General features: G+C 72.8%; 12 protein-coding genes. 7 read left to right on the top strand and 5 right to left on the bottom strand.

Features of this window, described 5'->3' with window-relative positions; translation table 11 throughout:
* Positions 1 to 119: 119 nt before the first annotated feature.
* Entirely contained in the window at positions 120 to 875 is a 756-nt protein-coding gene (locus tag ACFC09_RS31775; RefSeq protein WP_376533851.1) for a GPP34 family phosphoprotein, read from the bottom strand.
* A 235-nt stretch (positions 876 to 1,110) separates the two neighbouring features.
* On the opposite strand from ACFC09_RS31775, the gene ACFC09_RS31770 reads away from it, so the two are divergent.
* The 5 genes from ACFC09_RS31770 (at position 1,111) to ACFC09_RS31750 (ending at position 10,207) form a co-directional block, all read left to right on the top strand.
* A complete protein-coding gene (locus ACFC09_RS31770) occupies positions 1,111 to 3,822 on the top strand; it encodes a D-alanyl-D-alanine carboxypeptidase (protein WP_376533849.1) in 2,712 nt (903 codons plus the stop codon).
* 601 nt (positions 3,823 to 4,423) lie between these two features.
* Entirely contained in the window at positions 4,424 to 6,352 is a 1,929-nt protein-coding gene (locus ACFC09_RS31765; RefSeq protein ID WP_376533881.1) for an MFS transporter, read from the top strand.
* A gap of 69 nt (positions 6,353 to 6,421) precedes the next feature.
* A complete protein-coding gene (locus tag ACFC09_RS31760; RefSeq protein WP_376533847.1) occupies positions 6,422 to 7,306 on the top strand; it encodes a hypothetical protein in 885 nt (294 codons plus the stop codon).
* Between the two features lie 325 nt (positions 7,307 to 7,631).
* Complete coding sequence (locus ACFC09_RS31755; RefSeq protein ID WP_376533845.1) at positions 7,632 to 8,417, top strand: SDR family oxidoreductase; 786 nt, start codon at positions 7,632 to 7,634, stop codon at positions 8,415 to 8,417.
* Between the two features lie 218 nt (positions 8,418 to 8,635).
* A complete protein-coding gene (locus ACFC09_RS31750; protein ID WP_376533843.1) occupies positions 8,636 to 10,207 on the top strand; it encodes a sodium:solute symporter family protein in 1,572 nt (523 codons plus the stop codon).
* A 3-nt stretch (positions 10,208 to 10,210) separates the two neighbouring features.
* On the opposite strand, the gene ACFC09_RS31745 is transcribed toward ACFC09_RS31750, so the two are convergent.
* A complete protein-coding gene (locus tag ACFC09_RS31745) occupies positions 10,211 to 11,326 on the bottom strand; it encodes an ADP-ribosylglycohydrolase family protein (RefSeq protein ID WP_376533841.1) in 1,116 nt (371 codons plus the stop codon).
* 303 nt (positions 11,327 to 11,629) lie between these two features.
* Between ACFC09_RS31745 and ACFC09_RS31740 the strand changes: the two genes are divergently transcribed.
* On the top strand, positions 11,630 to 12,136 hold the full coding sequence (locus ACFC09_RS31740) for a SigE family RNA polymerase sigma factor (RefSeq protein WP_376533839.1): 507 nt from the start codon (positions 11,630 to 11,632) through the stop codon (positions 12,134 to 12,136).
* 77 nt (positions 12,137 to 12,213) lie between these two features.
* The gene (locus ACFC09_RS31735; protein ID WP_376533837.1) at positions 12,214 to 12,927 is read left to right on the top strand and encodes a hypothetical protein; all 714 of its coding nucleotides are present in this window, start codon (positions 12,214 to 12,216) and stop codon (positions 12,925 to 12,927) included.
* Positions 12,928 to 12,996: 69 nt separating this feature from the next.
* On the opposite strand, the gene ACFC09_RS31730 is transcribed toward ACFC09_RS31735, so the two are convergent.
* From ACFC09_RS31730 to ACFC09_RS31720, 3 genes are all read right to left on the bottom strand, one after another.
* Positions 12,997 to 15,384 carry a tetratricopeptide repeat protein gene (locus tag ACFC09_RS31730; RefSeq protein ID WP_376533835.1) on the bottom strand — a complete coding sequence of 796 codons (2,388 nt, stop codon included), beginning with the start codon at positions 15,382 to 15,384 and terminating at the stop codon, positions 12,997 to 12,999.
* A gap of 211 nt (positions 15,385 to 15,595) precedes the next feature.
* A complete protein-coding gene (locus tag ACFC09_RS31725; protein ID WP_376533833.1) occupies positions 15,596 to 16,156 on the bottom strand; it encodes a hypothetical protein in 561 nt (186 codons plus the stop codon).
* A gap of 113 nt (positions 16,157 to 16,269) precedes the next feature.
* Positions 16,270 to 18,855 (bottom strand): bifunctional FO biosynthesis protein CofGH, encoded by a 2,586-nt coding sequence (locus ACFC09_RS31720; RefSeq protein WP_376533831.1) that lies wholly within the window; start codon positions 18,853 to 18,855, stop codon positions 16,270 to 16,272.
* Between the last annotated feature and the right edge of the window lie 112 nt (positions 18,856 to 18,967).

Genomic DNA, 18,967 nt, shown 5'->3' with positions numbered 1-18,967 from the left:
TCACCGCCCCGCTGCGACCAGCGGCTCCCGAACCGGGTCTGGGGACTGACGGTGCGGCATACGTTGACGCGCCGGCGCTCCGCGCGGCCGGGTGGCGCGCGGTGCCGTGGAACTGCGGCTCAGTGGACCGCGGCACGCGCCATCGAACCGTGGTGCGGTTGCATCGGAACCCCGCGCGCAGGTTCCGCCGCCGGCCGGGCACCCGGTCCGGCCGGGCGACCGGCAGGCGGGGCACCGCGGCGCGGCTGGACCGCCACACCGTTCTGGACGTCCATCACGGCGTGCGCCACGAGGCCGCCCATCGGGTCGTGCCTGATCAGATCCCGCAGCCGGGAACGGGACGAGCGTCCCTCGTTGCCCGGATACAGGTGCTTGCCGAGGCCGACCGCGTGCGCCAGGGCGGCGAGCGCCGCGGTCCGCGGGTCCGGCGGTACGCCGGTGCGGATCGCGGAATCCAGCCGGGCACGGATCTCCCGGCTGATGGCGGTGTCCGTCGCCTGGTAGCGAGTGGTCGGCAGCACCCCGCACATCTGACCCGGCACGGCGTGCACCATGCCGCACCGCTCCAGATGCGCGAGGTAGATCTGGCGGAGCCCCAGTCGGGGCCCGCCGATCCAGTGGACGGCGCGCACCGGAGCGCCGCGCCTGCGCAGCAACTCCAACGCGCTGTCCAGCGTCGGATCTCCTGTCGGCCGTGGCACCACCACGGCGATACGATCCCCGTCTGGGGCTATCCGTCCGGCCAGCGCCAGCTCCACTAGCTGTGCTCCGGCCAGACCGAGATCGAGCGACTGCGGCTGTGCAGTGGTACCCGTGGTCGGGTCCAGTGCCAGCAACAGAAGCTCCTCCGGAATAGTTCTGCGGCTCCTGCCCATCCATGCCTCCCCGCGTGGATGAATGACAGGGTGACCCCTCTCACATTGGTCTGTCGAGGGTGCGTGACCGGTTCGTAAGGGAACCGGTAGGTATGTCGTTCTCGTCTACCGCTTTGGTTTGGCCCACACACAGGACACTGGTACATGGTTCGGACAGCGGCAGGGAGGCGTGGTCCGGGCGGGATGTGCGGTCAACAGCGGTCGGTTCGGCACCCGCACGGAGGACGTGCGGCACATGAAGGAGGCATCGGTGGCGGGCGAGTCCCCCGACAGGTCGAAGCAGCGCGAGTCGTCGGCAGAACAGACGTCGGGGAGCGGGGGTGCGGTTCCCGAGGCACGCGATCCGCGGTTCGCGGTGGCCCGTGAGTCGGGGTCACGCGGGGGCGTGGACACGGCGACCAAGGTGCTGTCGGTTCGGGAGGCTCCGGCCGACGGCGAACGCGACGGCGGGCGCGACGGCGGGCGCGACGGCGGGAAAGCCGACGAGAACAGGTCGGAGGCGGCCGGCGGCGGCCCCGGGACCGACGGAACGGGCGAGGTCCGTCTGCGGGCGGCTGTGGCGTCCTGGGTGCGTCCCGGGGACTCCGCCGACGCCGCGGGCGCGGAGCCCGCGGAAGGCCCCGCCAAGCCCCTTCCCGGGGCCGCTGAGCCGGAAGCGGAGGGCTCCGCCCGCATCCCGGCCCCCTCCCGGCCGGCCGCCGCCCCTCAAGCGCCCACGGCGTCCGAGGAGGAGACCGAGGCCCCGGAAGCGGAGGCCCCGGAGTCAGGCACGAGCCCTGAGGCCGACGCGGCCGTCGACGGAGGCGAAGGCGGCGACGAGAACGCGGCCCGGGACGGGGTGGACTCGGGCGCGGGTCCGGACGCCGGGCGTGCAGGCGCGGGCGCGGGCTCCGACGCTGTCGCGGGCTCCGAGGCGGACTCCGGCCCCGAGGCCGAGTCGAGCCGCGCGGACGCCCCACAGGGGCCGTCGGCGGCTGACGACGAGCGTCGTACGGCCGGTGCCGGTGACGCGCGCGGCGAGACGGACGCCGAGAACGGTGCCGAAGCCGCCGAAACAGCCGAAGCCGGCCAGGCCACCGAGGACGGTGCCGGGCCCGCCCGGGGCAGCGCCGCCGCCGGGGAGGACACCGGGAACGGCGCAACGGCCGCCCGCACAGGCGCCGATGGCGCCCAGGACGGCGAGAAGTCCGCCGGAGACGGCGGCAGGACCGCCGGGGACGGTGCGAAGACCGCCGAGGACGGTGGCAGCACCGCCGGAGACGGCGCCGAGGCCGGCGAGGACAGCGCCGAGGCCGGCAAAGCCGCCAAGTCCGCCAAGTCCGACGGCAACACCGCCGGGGACGACGGCAAGGGCACCGGGGACAGCGGCAAGGCGTCCGCGCCCGGGAAGGACCAGCCGACCGCCGTCTTCAAGGCCGTGCGGACGTCCGGGGAGAAGCCGCAGGTCGATCAGCCGACGACCACGCTCAAGGTCGGCGGCGCGAAGAAGCCCGCCGCCTCCGAGTCCGATTCCGAGTCCGAGTCCGATTCCGAGCGCACCAGCACGTTCGTCGCGCTCAAGCCCCTCGACGACCCGGCCGCCCGCAAGCCCAGGCAGTCCCCCGCCGAGGCCACCTCCCAGGTACCCCGGTTCGGCCCCGAGCGCACCGCCCAGCAGCCGCTCCCGCCCAAGCCGCCGCTGGACCTGCTGGCCGAGCTGACGAACACGCCGCCGCCGCCGCAGACCCCGGTCCGCACGATCATCCGCCGGGTCAAGATCTGGACCCCGCTGGTCCTGCTGCTCGCGGTCGTCTTTGCGATCGTACAGGCAGTACGTCCGCTGCCTTCCCCCCGGCTCGACCTCACCGCGCAGCAGACGTTCACCTTCGACGGCGGCAAGGCGTCGCTCCCGTGGCCGTCCGCCGGGGAAGGCGCGCTCGATGTGCAGGGCATCGGCACGTTCGGCTCGTCCGGCACCCAGCAGCCCGTGCCGATCGCCAGTGTCGCCAAGGTCATGACCGCGTACCTGATATTGCGCGACCACCCGCTCAAGGGCAGCGGCGACGGGCCGAACATCCACGTCGACCAGACGGCCGAGGACCAGGCGACCGCGGACGGCGAGTCGACGGTGCAGGTCCGCGCGGGCGACAGCATCACCGAGCGGGAGGCCCTTGAGGGCGTGTTGATCGCGTCCGCGAACAACGTGGCGCGGCTGCTCGCCCGGTGGGACGCGGGGTCGGAGAAGGCGTTCGTGGCGAAGATGAACGCCGCCGCGAAGGACCTGGGCATGACCCAGACGACGTACACGGACCCCTCGGGCCTGGAGAAGACCACGGTCAGCACGGCCGTGGACCAGGTGAAGCTGGCGAAGGCCGCGATGCAGGACACCGCCTTCCGGGAAGTCGCCCAGATGATGGAGTACACCGACTACAAGGGCGCCACGCACAGCAACTGGAACCGTCTGGTCGGCTCGAACGGCGTCATCGGCATCAAGACCGGCACCACCACCGCGGCCGGCGGCAACCTGGTCTTCGCGGCGACCAAGGAGGTCGGCGGCGAGACCAAGACCATCGTCGGTGCCGTGCTCGGCCAGGGGCCCGGCGGTTCGGACAACACGATCCTCAGCGGCGCCCTCGACGCGGGCGACAAGCTGATCCGGGCCGCGCAGGACGCGCTCCGGACGGCGACGATCCTGAAGAAGGGCGACGTGGTCGGGTACGTCGACGACGGGCTCGGCGGCCGTACCCCGGTCGTGAGCACCAAGGACGTCCCGGCGGTCGGCTGGGCCGGTCTACAGGTCCGGCTCTCCTTCTCCGCCGACGACGTGCCGCACACCGCGAAGGCCGGCACCACGGTCGGCACCCTCACCGTGGGCGACGGTTCGAGCGGGGCAGTGAAGGTTCCGGTCGCGTTGCAGCAGGATCTGACGGAGCCCGGCTTCGCGGACAAACTGACCCGTATCAGCTGATTCACGGCGCCGGTCCGTCGGCGCACGCGGCTCGTCCCCGCCTCCGTTCTGCCCCTCCGCACCCCGTCGACGGGGCCCCCACCCGGGAGCCCCGCGGCGGGGTGCGTGCTAGCGTCACGAATCGGGGCAGGTCGCCGGTCAAGGGACACGGCCGCGAACTGGCCGCCAAGCAGCCGGAAACACTGGGGAACCCGGCCGAGAACGGAAGACGGGACACGGGGAGTGCCTTCAGGTGGCCACTGCGGAGCCGACACACGCCGACAACGTCGAACCGGGCCCGGGATCCGGCCCGCGAATACGCCCGCCCGCGACTGACGCGGACGCTCCTGCCCCGCGCGGGAGCACTCCCCCCGCCGCCTCGGACGCCCGCCCCGGCCGACGCCTCGGCCTCGCGGACCCCCACCCCGGCCGCTCAGACGACGACTCCCGGCACGCGGACGACGACTCGGGCCACACAGACGGCGACTCCCGCCACGCGGACAGCGGCTCCCGCCACGCGGACGGCGACTCCCGCCCCACAGACGGCGACTCCCGCCCCACAGACGGCGACTCCCGCCACGCGGACAGCAGCTCCCATCAGGCGGACGCCCGCTCCGGGCCCATGGCCGACAGCTCCCGTCCCCTACGCGACAGCTCCGTTCCCGCGGACGCCGACTCCGGTCCTACGGACGCCGGCTCCGGCCCCACGGACGCCGGCTCCACTCCCGAAGTCGCCGACTCCACTCCCGTAACCGCCGACTCCGTCCCCATAGCCGGCGGCCCCGCTCCCGCGGACGGCCGCGCGTCCCGCCGGGCGCGGCTGCTCGCCCTCGCCGAACCGCTGCGGCAGCGGCTGCTCAGGCATCCGGTGCTGTCCGTCACCGCGCTCGCCGGGGTGCTGCACGTCCTCTGGTTCTTCTCCTTCGCCAACAGCGGCGGCGACCTCGCGGCCCAGGACGCATGGGCCGAGTTCGTCGGCCGGCACCCCGACTCGGCGTACAACCTCGCCTGGTACGGCGGCATGCACCCGGTGTCCTACAGCGTGGTGTCGCCGTATCTGATGTCGGTCCTCGGCGTCCGTACGACGATGATGATCGCGGGGACCGTGTCGGCGGGCCTGCTGACCCTGGTCCTCATCCGCAGCCGGTCCGTGCGCAATCCGTTGTGGGCCTCGCTCGCCGGGGTGTTCGCGCTGATCTGCAACGCGCTGTCGGGCCGGGTGACCTTCGGCCTGGGCACGATGTTCGCCCTCGGCGCGGTCGCGGCCGTCCACTGCTGGCCCCACCGCTGGCGGCTCAAACGGTGGGCGAAGGCCCTGGTCGCGGCGCCGCTCGCGGCGCTCGCCACCATGTCGTCGCCGGTCGCGGGCCTGTTCGTGGGGCTGGTCGCGGTGGCGCTGTTCCTCCAGAGGCGGCGCCCGGGGGCCTGGGCGCTGGGGCTCGCCCCCGCCGCGGTGGTCGCCGTCTCGGCCTGGCTGTTCCCGTTCTCGGGCACCCAGCCGATGGGCATCGGCACGGTGATCCTGCCGCTGCTGTACGGGCTGCTCTGTGTGTTCCTGGTGCCCAGGCGGTGGAAGACGGTGCGGCTGACGGCCGCCGTGTACAGCCTGGCCGTCGTGCTGGTCTGGCTGGTCAGTTCGCAGATCGGGTCGAACATCACGCGGCTGGCGATGCTGTTCGCGGGCGTGGTCCTGATCGCGGCGCTGCCCTTCGCGGTGCCGCGGTCACGCAAGTGGTACGTGATCGTCCTGTCGTTCCTCGGGTTCGTCGGCTGGGTCGGCTTCAAGTCGGTCGACGACATCGTGCACACCACTCCGGCGGCGTCGTGGGCGCGCGAGCTGGCGCCGCTGGTCCACCAGTTGCAGCAGGTCGGCGCCGAGAAGGGCCGGGTGGAGGTGGTCCCGGCCCGCTCCCACCGGGAGGCATCCGCGCTCGCGCCGTACGTGAATCTGGCCCGCGGCTGGAACCGGCAGGCCGACATGGAGCGCAACCCCCTCTTCTACGACGACACGCTCAACTCGGCGAACTACCACGAGTGGCTCCAGCGCTGGGCCGTGCACTTCGTCGTGCTGCCCAAGGGCGAGCCGGACGGTGACGGCGGCGAGCGGGAGCGGGAGCTGGTCCAGCGCGGGATGCCGTACCTGACACAGATCTGGGGCGACGCCAACTGGCAGCTGTTCCGGGTGACGGACCCGGCGCCGCTCGCCGAGCCCGACGCGGTCGTGGAGCGCGCGGAGCAGGGCGAGATGACCATCGACATCCGCCGGGCGGGCCGGATAGTCATCCGTATCCCGTACTCGCCGTGGCTGAGCATCGTGGACGCCGACGGCAAGAGCCTGAAGCCGCCGCAGGAGACGGAGGCGTCCAAGCATCGCGCCGAGGGCACGCCGAAGACGTACGACAACGTCAACGGCTGTCTGATGGAGACGACCGAGGACGCCCAGGGCGACAAGTGGACCGAACTGCTCGCTCCGCGGGCGGGGACGTACCGGCTGGCCTCGCCGTACCAGCTGCCGCGGGGCACGCCCTGCCCGGACGAGCTGAAGAAGTGACGGGGGTCCGGGCGGTCCGACGGCACCGCACCCTTCCCAATCTGATGGTCCGTCAGCTAGACCTGGGGTATGACTGACGACGCGGTGCAAGCTGACGGGACCCGCAGTCACCTGTATGCGGAACTGGCCGCCGTCGGCCCCTACGGAGCCGATCTCGGGCACGCGCTGATCACCATGGTCGAGCCGCACCCGGGCCATGAGCACGGGTACAACCGGTGGTACGAGGACGACCACTACATCGCGGGCGCCATGGCCATGCCCTGGATGTACGCCGGACGCCGGTGGGTGGCCACCCGCGAGCTGCAACTGCTGCGCTACCCGGAGAGGTCGGCCGTCGCGCAGCCCGTCACGGCCGGGTGCTACCTCTCCACCTACTGGATCACCGCGGGCCGCTACGCCGATCACATGCGGTGGACCGTCGGCATCAACAAGCGCCTCAACCGGGACCACCGCGTCTTCCAGGACCGTACCCATGTCTTCACGGCCTTCCAGGACCACGTGACGACCGTCTACCGCGACGGCGGCCGGGGCCCGCGGGACGTGCACGCCCTCGACCACCCCTACGCCGGGCTCGTCGTCGAGGTCGTCGATGTCGTCGATGTAGTCGATGTCGTCGAGGCCGGATCGCCGGACGGCCGGGCGGACCTGCTCGCCTGGCTGCGCGACGACCACCTGCCGAAACGGCTGGCCGGCTCGCCCGCGGCCCTGGTGACCGTCTTCGCGCCGACGCCGCTGCCACTGGACCGGATGACCTACGTCAAGCAGGTCGAGGGGGTCGGGACCCGCCTCACCCTGCTGTGGTTCCTCCAGCGCGATCCCCGCGAGGTGTGGCGGGAGCACTTCACGGACCTGGACACGGCGGTCGCCGCCGGCGGTCTGGGCCGCGTGGAGTTCGTCGCACCGTTCCTGCCGACCGTCCCGGGTACGGACCGCTACGTCGACGAACTGCGCTGAGCCGCCGCGGACCACTCCTTTGCCGTGAGCTGCCGCGAGCCGTGCGCGCGCGTCCCCCAGGTGACGGAGGTTCGGCCTCCCCCAGGTGACGGAGGCGCGGACTCCCCCAGGTGACGGAGGCGCGGACTCCCCCAGGTGACGGGACTCGGGGGAGGTCCGGTGGTGCGCCGCTCGTCGGCCGTGGGCGGAGGGCCGCGTACGGCGGCGGGGATGCGCGTGCCTCGCCCTTTCCGGCGCCTCCTCTTCCTTACTCCCGCACCCGCCCATATTCTGACGCACCGTCAGATGCGTTCGGTGTCGGGCCGGGAGAGCCAGGAGGGCCGTCATGTCACTGCTCGTGGGCAAGACCGTCGTGGTGTCGGGGGTGGGAGCCGGACTCGGACACCAGGTCGCGGCGGCCGTCGTACGGGACGGGGGCAACGCGGTGCTCGGGGCGCGCACCGAGGCGAACCTCGCCAAGAGCGCGGCGGAGATCGATCCGGCGGGCGGCCGTACGGCGTACCGGGCGACCGACATCGGCGACGAGGGGCAGTGCGAGGCGCTGGCGGGGCTCGCGCGGGAGCGGTTCGGGCGGATCGACGCCCTGGTGCAGGTGGCTGCCTGGGACTCCTACTTCGGCGGGGTGGAGGACGCGGACTTCGCGACCTGGCAGTCGGTGCTGGACGTGAACCTGCTGGGCACGCTGCGGATGACCCGGGCCTGCCTGCCGGCCCTGAAGGCGTCCGGCGGTTCGGTGGTGTTCATCGGGACGCAGTCGGCGGTGGCGGCGCCCTCCCAGGTGAAGCAGGCCGCGTACGCCGCCTCGAAGGGTGCGCTGACCAGCGCGATGTACTCGCTGGCGCGGGAACTCGGGCCGCACCGGATCCGGGTGAACACGGTGCTGCCGGGCTGGATGTGGGGGCCGCCGGTGCAGGCGTACGTGCGGTTCACCGCGCAGACCGAGGGGGTGCCGGAGGCGGAGGTGCTCGGCCGGCTGACGGAGCGTATGGCGCTGCCGGAGCTGGCGACGGACGGGGACGTGGCGGACGCGGCGGTGTTCCTGGCGTCGGACCGGGCACGAGCCATCACGGGGCAGTCGCTGCTGGTCAACGCCGGGGAGCTGATGCGCTGACCGTCATTCCCCGACTCCGCCCATAATTCAGGTACGTGAATCAAGGTCAGCAAGCCGAACATCTTTACCCGCCCTTGACCTTCCGTCGACTTGTCGTGCCCTCCTCAGCCCACCCACGATGAGCGGGCACTTCGCGGCCTTCCCAGTCCCCACTCCGCTCATGCGAAGTGCCGGCCAGCTGAGCGGGGTTCACAAGGCGGACCCTGGAAGGGGGGCACATGAACGGTCTCGACTGGGCCGTGCTCATCGCCTACTTCGGCGTGATGGTCGCGATCGGTGTGTGGTCGCACAAGCGCGTGGACAACGTGAGCGACTTCTTCACGGCCGGCGGCAAGATGCCCTGGTGGCTCTCCGGCATCTCGCACCACATGTCGGGCTACAGCGCCGTGATGTTCACCGGGTACGCGGGCATCGCCTACACCTACGGCGTCACTTCCTTCGTCACCTGGTCCTTCCCCATCGCCCTGGGCATCGCCATCGGTTCGAAGCTGTTCGCGCCGCGGATCAACCGGCTCCGCTCACGGCTGCACGTGGCCTCCCCGCTGGAATACCTGAAGAACCGCTACAACCTCCCCACCCAGCAGGCGCTCGCCTGGTCCGGAATGCTGCTGAAGATCGTGGACGTGGCCGCCAAGTGGGCCGCCATCGCCACCCTGCTGTCCGTCTTCACCGGTGTCTCGCTGAACCAGGGCATCCTCATCACCGGCGCGATCACAGCCGTCTACTGCACCATCGGCGGCCTGTGGGCGGACGCGCTGACCGAACTCGGCCAGTTCGCCATCCAGTTGCTCGCCGGTGTCGCCATGTTCGTGGCGGTCGTGCTGAAGCTCGACGACAAGAACATCGGCTTCTTCGGCGCCTGGGACCAGCCCGCGCTGCACGGCCACGGCAAACCGCTGGTCGGCCCGTACGGCACGGTCTTCCTGCTCGCCTTCCTGTTCATCAAGCTCTTCGAGTACAACGGCGGCATGCTGAACCAGGCCCAGCGCTACATGGCGACGAACAACGCACGCGAGGCGGAGCGTTCGGCGCGGCTGTCCGCGGTGCTGTGGCTGGCGTGGCCGGTCGTCCTGTTCTTCCCGATGTGGATGTCACCGCTGCTGGTCCACGCGCAGAAGCCGGACGGCTCCGACTCCTACGCCCTGATGACCGAACAGCTCCTGCCGCACGGCCTGCTGGGCCTGGTCATCGTCGGCTTCTTCTCCCACACCATGGCGATGTGCTCCTCCGACGCCAACGCCATCGCCGCCGTGTTCACCCGGGACGTGGCACCGGTGCTGTCCGCGCGGGCGCGCGACTGGGGCGAGCGCTCGGGCCTGATCGCGGCACGCGTCACGACCGTCGTCTTCCTCGGCCTGTCCATGGCGGTGGCCACCCAGGTCAACTCGCCGACGTTCAAGGACATCATCACCGTCGTCATCAAATGGGTCGCCGGTCTGATGGGGCCGATCGCCATCCCGATGATGCTGGGGCTGCTGCGCACGTTCCGCAGGTCGGGTCCGACGGCCGCACTGGTCAGCTGGGCGGCCGGGCTGCTCGCCTTCTGGCTGGTCAACTACCCGATCAACTGGTCCGTCGACGGCGGCGTCCCGCTCCAGTACCAGGTCTCCGTGCCGCTGGCCGTCTCCCTGGTGCTGTACGTCCTCATCGGCTACCTGAAGCCGGAGGACACCCCGGAGCGGATCGCGATCATCGAGCGGATCAACACGGACGACGACAGCGCCGCCGGCGCCCTGCCCACCCCCGCGCAGGCGGGCGACGACGTGGTGGGCGCTCCCGCGAAGGACTGACCCTCACGCCCTCGGGTACCGGGCCAGCCAGCCCGGCGAGGACCCGGCGGGGCCGTGCAGCGCGGGCCCCTGGGTCATCTCCATCGCGAAGTCGTCGGCCAGTTCCAGGGTCGTCCGACGGCCCTCCAACTCGGCCAGCCAGGCCGGCGGGAGGGCCGTCTCGCCGTGCAGGGCACCGAGCAGCCCGCCGGTGAGCGCACCGGCCGCGCCGGAGGGGCCCGCCTGGTTCACCGCCAGGCACAGCCCATGCCGTACGTCCTCCCCCACCAGCGCGCAGTACACGGCGGCGGCCAGCAGCCCGTCCGCCATGCCGTCCCCGGCCAGTTCCTCCACCCGCGCCGGGCTGGGCATCCCCTGCCGCACCGCGCCGAGGGCGTGCTGGAGGGCGTCCGAGACCGGCTCGTGGCCGGGGCGCGCGGCGAGCAGAGCGAGGGCCCGCTGGACGGCGCCGTCCAGGTCGTCACCGCGGGCCAGCGCGTGCACGATCACCGCGTACGCGCCCGCCGCCAGGTATCCCGTGGGGTGGCCGTGGGTCTGCGCCGCGCACTCCACGGCCAACTGCACCACCAGTTGCGGCTCCCAGCCGACCAGCAGCCCGAAGGGCGCCGACCTGGCCACCACCTCCGGGCCCAGCTCACCCGGGTTCTTGGGCTTCTCCAGCGTCCCCATGTGCTGGTCCCCGAAGCCGACCAGCAGCGCCCGCGACGGATCCCGCCGGGCGTACAGCCACTCCTCCCGGGCCAGCCAGCCGTCCTCCTCGCGCCGCTCGTCCGGGCCCCAGTCCCGCTGGGTGGCCATCCAGCGCAGGTACGCCCGGTGCAGATCGGTCGGCGGATGCCAGGCGCCGGTGTCCCGGCGGACCTGGGCGCGTATCAGCCCGTCCACCGTGAACAGCGTCAACTGGGTGTGGTGGGTGATCGCGCCGCGTCCGGCGCCGGAGACGGCCAGGTCGGTCAGGCCCTCCGCGCCGTACGAGGAGCGGATCTCCTCCAGCGTGAGCCCGTCGGCCGGAGAGCCCAAGGCGTCACCGAGGGCCGACCCCAGGAGGGTGCCGCGCACCCGGCTGCGGAAGTCCTGTTGTTCGGTACGGCCCCAGACCACACCGGCTGTCGTACCCACCCAGACCTCCCACGGCACCGACCGCACGCACGACGTTCAGCACTGTAATCGACCACGAACGGTCCGTTCAGGGGGCGGAACGGTATGCGGGAAGTGACAGCTATGACGGAACCCGTCCTGTTATGCCGTCCTGTTACTCGGTCAAACCGCCTTCGCCGCACGGTGAGACCTACGGCACTTCCGGCGGCGCGGCCGAACCGAACCCGCTGTCAAAAAATCTCAGCAGGCGTGCAACGGGAGACCCCACCCGCCCCGTATGAGGGGTGACACCGGCAAGGGCCCCGCGAGAGAAAGTGCGTATCAGTGAAATCTGCTTCCGAGCGGGACCGCGAGTTCACCGAGTTCGTGCGGACTCGGCGCGCGGCGCTCGTGCGCGTGGCGTCGCTGCTGCTCTCGGGCGATCAGGCCAAGGCGGAGGACGTGGTACAGGTGGCGCTGACCCGCCTGTACCTGGCGTGGCCACGGGTGCGTCCCGGCACGCTGGACGCGTACGCACGGCGCTGCGTGGTGAACGCGGTGACGGACGACCGGCGGAGCCTGTTCCACCGCCGCGAGCAGGTCCGGGCGGAGCTGCCCGAGGTCGCAGCCGCGGAAACCCCGTACACGGACCGGTCCGCGGTGCTGGCGTTGCTGGCGACCCTGCCGAAGCGCATGCGGGCCGCGGTCGTCCTGCGCTACATCGAGGGGCTCAGCTCCGCCGAGACGGCCGCGGCCCTGGGATGCAGTGAGGGCACGGTCCGGAGCCAGAGCGCCCGAGCGCTGGAGCGCCTGCGCGCGCGTCTCCCCCAGCCCTCCGGCCACCTCGTCTGATCCACCACCCCCGTTCATCCACCACCTCACTCATCCACCCATGAGAAGAACGCGAATGGAGCACTGACGTGCAAGACGTGACGAATGTTCTGAGCACCCTGCGGAGCACCGGTGATGTCCCGGCCGACGCCGAGACCGTCGCCGCCGACGTCGCCCGCGGGCGCGGTGCGCTGCTCCGCCGACGGCGTCGCCGGGTCGCGGGCGTCGCGGCCGTGGCCGCGGTGGCCGCCATCGCCGCGGGCAGCGCGGGCCAGTTCGGCGGCGGCCGGTCCTCCGGGCCGAGCACGGCGGCGGTCCAGCGGACGCCGTCGACGGCCCAGCAGAAGTCAGCGACCGCCCAGCAGAAGTCGGAGGCGCCCCAGCAGACGCCCGACCTTCAGTTCGCCGCGTACCACGGCCCCCAGCCGGCCGGTTTCACGGTCGACACGGTTCCGGCGGGCTGGAAGGTGGAGTCGTCGACCACGAGCGTGTTCGTCGCCGTCCCGCCCGGCACGCACACCCCCAAGCCGGTTCCCGGCGCCACCGACCTCAGCCGCGGGATCGCCGTCATGCTCCAGGGAATGTCGCGGCTGCCCGCCGACGCGTCCGTCACCAAGGTGACCGTCAAGGGCAAGGCAGGCTCGCTGGGCCTGACCGAGGACAAGGGGGCCAAGTGGCTGATCTACCCGGACTCCGCGGGCCACAACGTCCTCGTCCAGACGCCCGTCGAACTGGGCCTCACCGACAGCCAGATCGTCCGGTTCGCGGAAGGCGTCACCGTCACCGGCGATGCGGAGGCGGCGGCGGGCTGAACCCCGGCGGGTTTGGGACGCAGGTCCCGGACCTCCCGACGGGCCGGACACCCGGGGCGCCGAACGTGGTCAGGGAGTGCGCCCCGCACGTGCGGCGGCCCGCTGCTCCCGCGCCCACGGGTAGTCCGGCCTGAGTTCCAGCGCGCGGTCCAGGTCCGCCAGCGCCTCCTCGTGACGGCCCAGCGCGGACAGGGAGGCGCCCCGACTCGCGTACGCCGACGCGTAGTCGGGGTCCAGGGCCAGCGCCCGGTCGTAGTCGGCCAGGGCCTCCTGGTGGCGGCCGGCCACCCGCAGGGCGTCGCCGCGTTCGCAGCGGCCCCAGGCCCAGTCGGGTTGCAGGGCGAGCGCCCGGTCGAGGTCGGCGAGTTGGCGGGCGTGGTCGCCGAGGCCGCGCCAGACCCGGGCGCGGCGGCTGAGGGCCCAGGCGTAGTCCGGTTTGAGGTCGAGTGCGTGGCCGAGGTCGGCGAGGGCCGCTTGGAGGTCGCCCCGGCGTTCGTGCGCGGCGCCTCGGGAGGCCCAGGCGAATTCCCCGGCGGGGTCCAGCCGGATGCCCTCGCTCAGGTCCCGGATCGCCGCGTCGTGGTGGCGCAGGATCCGGTGGTACTCGCCGCGCAGGCTGTGGGCCAGGGCGTGGTCGGGGGCGAGTGCCAGCGCCCGGTCCAGGTCGGTGACGGCCGTCTCGTAGTCGGCCAGGTCGCCGCGGGCCGTGGCCCGGCCGAGGTGGGCCGGGACCAGCCCGGGGTCGAGCGCGACCGCCCGGTCGAACTCGGCCAGCGCCTCCTCGTGCCCGCCGCCGCGCCGCAGCTCCCGGCCGCGCACCACGTGGGCGTGCGCCCGTGCCGGTGCGTCCAGGCCGCCCCAGCGCAGCAGGAGGAGCAGGGCGTCCGACGTTCCCTCGGCGGCCAGGGCCCGGGTCAGGTCCATGCCCCAGCGGCCCGCCTCGGGCGCGTCGGCGTCCTGCCCGGCGTCCAGCAGGGCCAGCGCCCACCGCCGTGCCTCGACGGCGCCCACGTCACAGGCGCGTGCGACGTCGCGCAGCACGCCGGGCAGCGCGCCGCGCTCCTGCGCGCACAGCTGGTGGTAGGACTCGGCGAGCCGCAGTTCCCGCCAGCGTTCGTCCCCCCACAGGTCGCCCGCCGTGAGCCCGGACTCGGCCTCCGCCCGCCACGCCCCGAACGTCTCGGCCAGCACCCGCTGCCGCTGCGCCCATCCCCGCGGTGACCGCCGGCGCAGCATCCGCAGCATCGGGGCCCGTACGACGTCGTGGTACTGCGCCCGCGCCCCGCGCTCGTCGACGAACGGCAGGCCCCGCAGCCATCCGTACAGCGGTTCCACTTCGTCGTCGCCGCACTCCACGACCGCCCGGAACACGTCCGCGTCCAGCCGCCGGGGCAGCGCGCAGGCCAGGGCGACGCCGCGGCGCACCGGATCGGGCTCCCACTTCAGGAACCGTTCCACGGCCGAGGCGCTCGGGTCGCCGACGTCCTCGGGGTCGGCGGGCCGGGCCCCGGCGAGGGTCGAGACGAGCACCGGCAGGCCGCCGGTGAGCCGCAGCACCTCCTCGACGACCGGTTCGGCCACCACGCCCCGGTCGGCGAGCAGTCGGCGCGCCTCCGCGTCCGTGAACGGCGTGAGCGGCAGATCGGACATGAAGTCCGCGAGGGCCCCCCAGTGGGCGGTGGCGAACGGCCGCTGTCCGGCGGTCACCACGACGGTCTCGGCGGGCAGGACACCGTAGCGGTCGGTGGTCATCACGTCGTGCAGCCAGCCGTCGAGGAACGGCCCGGTGCGTTCGTACGTGTCGAAGAACAGGACGGCCCACGGCGCCGTCGCCACCGCGTCGGCGAGTCCGGCGAGGAACGCCGGGGTCAGGACCCGCTCGGGGGACAGCACGATCTGCACGTCCTCGTGGTTGCCGAACCGCGCGCCGAGGTTCGCCCGGAGCCGGTCCGCGCCCTGGGCGACCTGCTCGGCGTCCACGGTTCCCGCGAGGGCGCCGACGCCGGGGAGCAGGCTCAGCCCCGCCAGCCCCGCCTGGGTCAGGACCCGGCTCCCCACCGACGCGCCCGCCGGCTCCAGGGTGGCGACCGCGGACTCCGCCTCGTGCCGGCGCATCCGGTGCGCGGCCAGCAGCCGGTCCAGCTCCTTGAACCGGTGCCCCTGACCGGCGAACTGGCGGCTGACGGAAGCCAGCGCCTCCGGGACGCTCCCGGCGCTCTCGTCCACGTACGCGGTCAGCGCCCCGCGTTCCCGGGCGATCTGCTCCAACTCCCGTACCAGGAAGGTCTTCCCGACCCCGGCGTTGCCGTGCACGTGGAACAGGAAGCGGTGCCGCTCGTCGTCGGGGGCGAGGTCGAGGTTGGCCCGGAACGCGGCGCGTTCGGGGCCCCGCCCCACGAACCCGGACCGCCTGCGGCGCCTGATCAGCTCCTGCATCGACAGCCGCGGCTGCGCCATCCGTACGCCCCCTCGCCTCACCGGACCGGCCCGCCTCCATTCTGGCTCACCGCGCACGGGACGCGCCCGGTCCGGCCGGGAAGGAACCGGTCATGGCCACCACCTCCACGACGCGCACCGCAGGCCCCCACGGAACCGCCGGCTCCGGGGCGCTGACGGCGGTCGGCCCGGCCGGCGGGGCAGCGGAGGGACGCCAGTGCCCCGCCAGGCACTAGTCGACGACGGCCACCGGCGTCTTCGCCGTCCCGAACGCCCACAGCTGGGCGCCGTCCGCCTTGTGCAGCCGGATGCCACTGGTCTGCTTGCCGACGGCCGGCGGCGGGGAGGACCCGTCGACGGCGTTGGAGAACGCGATCGACAGGCCCGACTTGTTGGCGAAGTACAGGACGTGCTCGATCGCCACGCCGTCGCTGCCCTCCCTGGCGTCCACTCGGAGGGAGACCGCATAGGTGCCGACATCGGGGCTCACCGTCCCCGGCCACACGGCGAAGGTGCCGGTCGCCTTCCCCTCCGCGTCGACCAGCCAGATCCGTTTCTGGCCGAGCGAGTAGACGATGCGGCGGCCGGTGCCCGAGGCGGCCGGCGGTGCGGGGGGCGCCGTCCGCGTCGGTGCGGGCGCCGGGTGCGCGCTCGCCGACGCCGAGGCGCCGGGCCGGGCCGCCGCCGTGGGGTGCGCCCCCTTGTCGGCCTGGACGGCGAGGGCGGTCACGGCCACGGTCGCCCCCACCGTCAGACCGGTGACCCAGACCCACGAGGGCAGTCGGGCAGGCACGGGTACGCATCTCCTCCGCTACGGGCCCCCGTCGCTCGGGGGTCGGATCATCGTACTGTGACCGTCCTGCCCGGCCGCGCCGCGAGGGGCCCGGTCCCCGGTCGTTCCCGTGGTCAGTCCAGCACCGGCAGCAGCTCGGGCAGATGCCCGTCGGAGGCCGCCGCCGCCCGCTGCCGCTCCTCGGACACCTCCCCGTAGAGCGTGGTCCGGGGCCGGGCGGGACGGCCCGCCGCCTCGGCCACCGCGACCAGGTCGCGCACCGACTTGTACGAGCCGTAGGAGGAGCCCGCCATGCGGGAGATGGTCTCCTCCATCAGCGTGCCGCCCAGGTCGTTCGCACCGGAGCGCAGCATCTCCGCCGCACCCTCCGTACCCAATTTGACCCAACTTGTCTGAATATTCGGGATGTGCGGGTGCAGCAGCAGCCGGGCCATCGCGGTCACCGCCCGGTTGTCCCGCACCGTGGGGCCCGGCCGGGCGATGCCCGCCAGGTACACCGGCGCGTTGGTGTGGATGAACGGCAGCGTCACGAACTCCGTGAAACCGCCCGTCTCCTGCTGGATGCGGGCGAGCGTGCGCAGGTGACCGAGCCAGTGGCGGGGCTGGTCGACGTGGCCGTACATCATCGTCGAACTCGACCGGATGCCCAGCTCGTGCGCGGTCGTGATCACCTCGATCCAGGTCGCCGTGGGCAGCTTGCCCTTGGTGAGCACCCAGCGCACCTCGTCGTCCAGGATCTCGGCGGCGGTACCGGGGATGGAGTCGAGCCCGGCCTCCCTGGCCGCCGTCAGCCACTCCCGGATGGACAGGCCGGTGCGGGTGGCGCCGTTGACCACCTCCATCGGCGAGAACGCGTGCACGTGCATCCCCGGGACGCGTTCCTTCACCGCTTTCGCGATGTCGAAGTAGGCGGTGCCGGGCAGGTCGGGGTGGATGCCGCCCTGCATGCACACCTCCACCGCGCCCACGTCCCACGCCTGCTGGGCGCGGTCGGCGACCTGGTCGAGGGAGAGGGTGTAGGCGTCGGCGTCCGTACGGCGCTGGGCGAACGCGCAGAACCGGCAGCCGGTGTAGCAGACGTTGGTGAAGTTGATGTTGCGGGTGACGATGTAGGTGACGTCGTCGCCGACGGCCGCGCGGCGCACGTCGTCGGCGATCTTGGTGAGGGCGTCCAGCGCGGGGCCGTCGGCGTGCAGCAGGGCCAGCGCCTCCGCGTCGGTCAGCCGGGTCGGGTCGTCGGCCGCGGTCGCCAGTGCCGTCCGCACGTCCGTGTCGATCCGCTCCGGGACCATCCCGGGGGCCGCCGCCTCCCGCAGCGCGCCCCAGTCGCCGTACACCTCGTCGAAGTCCTCGCGCCGGTCGCCGGTGCGGCCCTCGGTGTCGATGGTGCGGTGCAGGTCGGTGCGGCCGGTGGCGGTGAACGCCTCGTCGGGCTCCTGCCAGGGCAGCCCCGCCGGACGGGCCGCGGAGCGGGCGAGGCCGGTCTCCGGGTCGGCGAGCGCCGCCACGTGCGGGCGCAGCCGCGGATCGAGCCAGGGCTCGCCGCGCCGCACGAACTCCGGGTACACGCACAGCCGCTCGCGCAGTTCGAAGCCGGCCGCCGCGGACTTCGCGGCCAGTTCCTCGATCTGCGGCCAGGGCCGCTCCGGGTTGACGTGGTCGATGGTGACCGGCGAGACCCCGCCCCAGTCGTCGATGCCGGCGCCGATCAGCCGCTCGTACTCGGCGTCGACCAGGTTCGGCGGGGCCTGGAGGCAGGCGCTCGGGCCCATGATGTGCCGGGCGACCGCGACCGTGGCGACCAGCTCGTCCAGCTCGGCGTCCGGCATGCCGCGCATCGCCGTGTCCGGCTTGGCGCGGAAGTTCTGGATGATCAGCTCCTGGATGCCGTGGTAGGCGCGGGAGACCTTCCGGAGGGCGAACAGCGACTCGGCCCGCTCCTCGTACGTCTCCCCGATCCCGATGAGGATCCCGGAGGTGAAGGGCACGGAGGAGCGTCCGGCGTCCTCCAGGACGCGCAGCCGTACGGCGGGTTCCTTGTCCGGGGAACCGTGGTGCGGGCCGCCCGGCTCGGACCACAGCCGGGTGGCCGTCGTCTCCAGCATCATGCCCATGGAGGGCGCCACGGGCTTCAGCCGCTGGAAGTCCGTCCAGGTCATGACACCCGGGTTGAGGTGCGGGAGCAGGCCGGTCTCCTCCAGGATGCGGATGGAGATCGCCCGGACGTAGGCGATGGTGTCGTCGTAGCCGTGCGCGTCGAGCCATTCGCGCGCCTCGGGCCACCGGTCCTCGGGCTTGTCGCCCAGCGTGATCAGCGCTTCCTTGCAGCCGAGCGCCGCGCCCTTGCGGGCGATGTCCAGGACCTCGTCCTGAGACATGAACATGCCGTGCCCGGCGCGGCGCAGCTTGCCGGGGACGGTGACGAAGGTGCAGTAGTGGCACTTGTCCCGGCACAGCCGGGTGAGCGGGATGAAGACGCTCTTGGAGTAGGTGATGACGCCTGGCCGGCCGGCCGCGTCGAGCCCCGCGTCCCGCACCCGGGCGGCGGACGCGGTGAGGTCGTCGAGGTCCGCGCCACGCGCCTGGAGCAGCACGGCCGCCTCGGCGACGTCGAGGGCGACGCCCTCCCGGGCACGTTTGAGGGCGCGACGCATGGAGTTCTCGGTCGGGCCGGTTCCGGAGGTCGCGGAATTCGTCATTCTTTGAGCATACGTTCGGGCTGATCAGAGCGGAGAAGACGCAGCTTGTGGTCGACAGGTACCGGGCTCCGCTTCGACGGTTCGCGTCTCGCCGAGGAGCGCGGCGCCCGCT

Origin of the sequence: Streptomyces sp. NPDC056161 (assembly GCF_042268025.1) — a bacterium.
Classification (GTDB): domain Bacteria; phylum Actinomycetota; class Actinomycetes; order Streptomycetales; family Streptomycetaceae; genus Streptomyces.
This window is presented reverse-complemented; position numbering and strand designations above follow the sequence as displayed.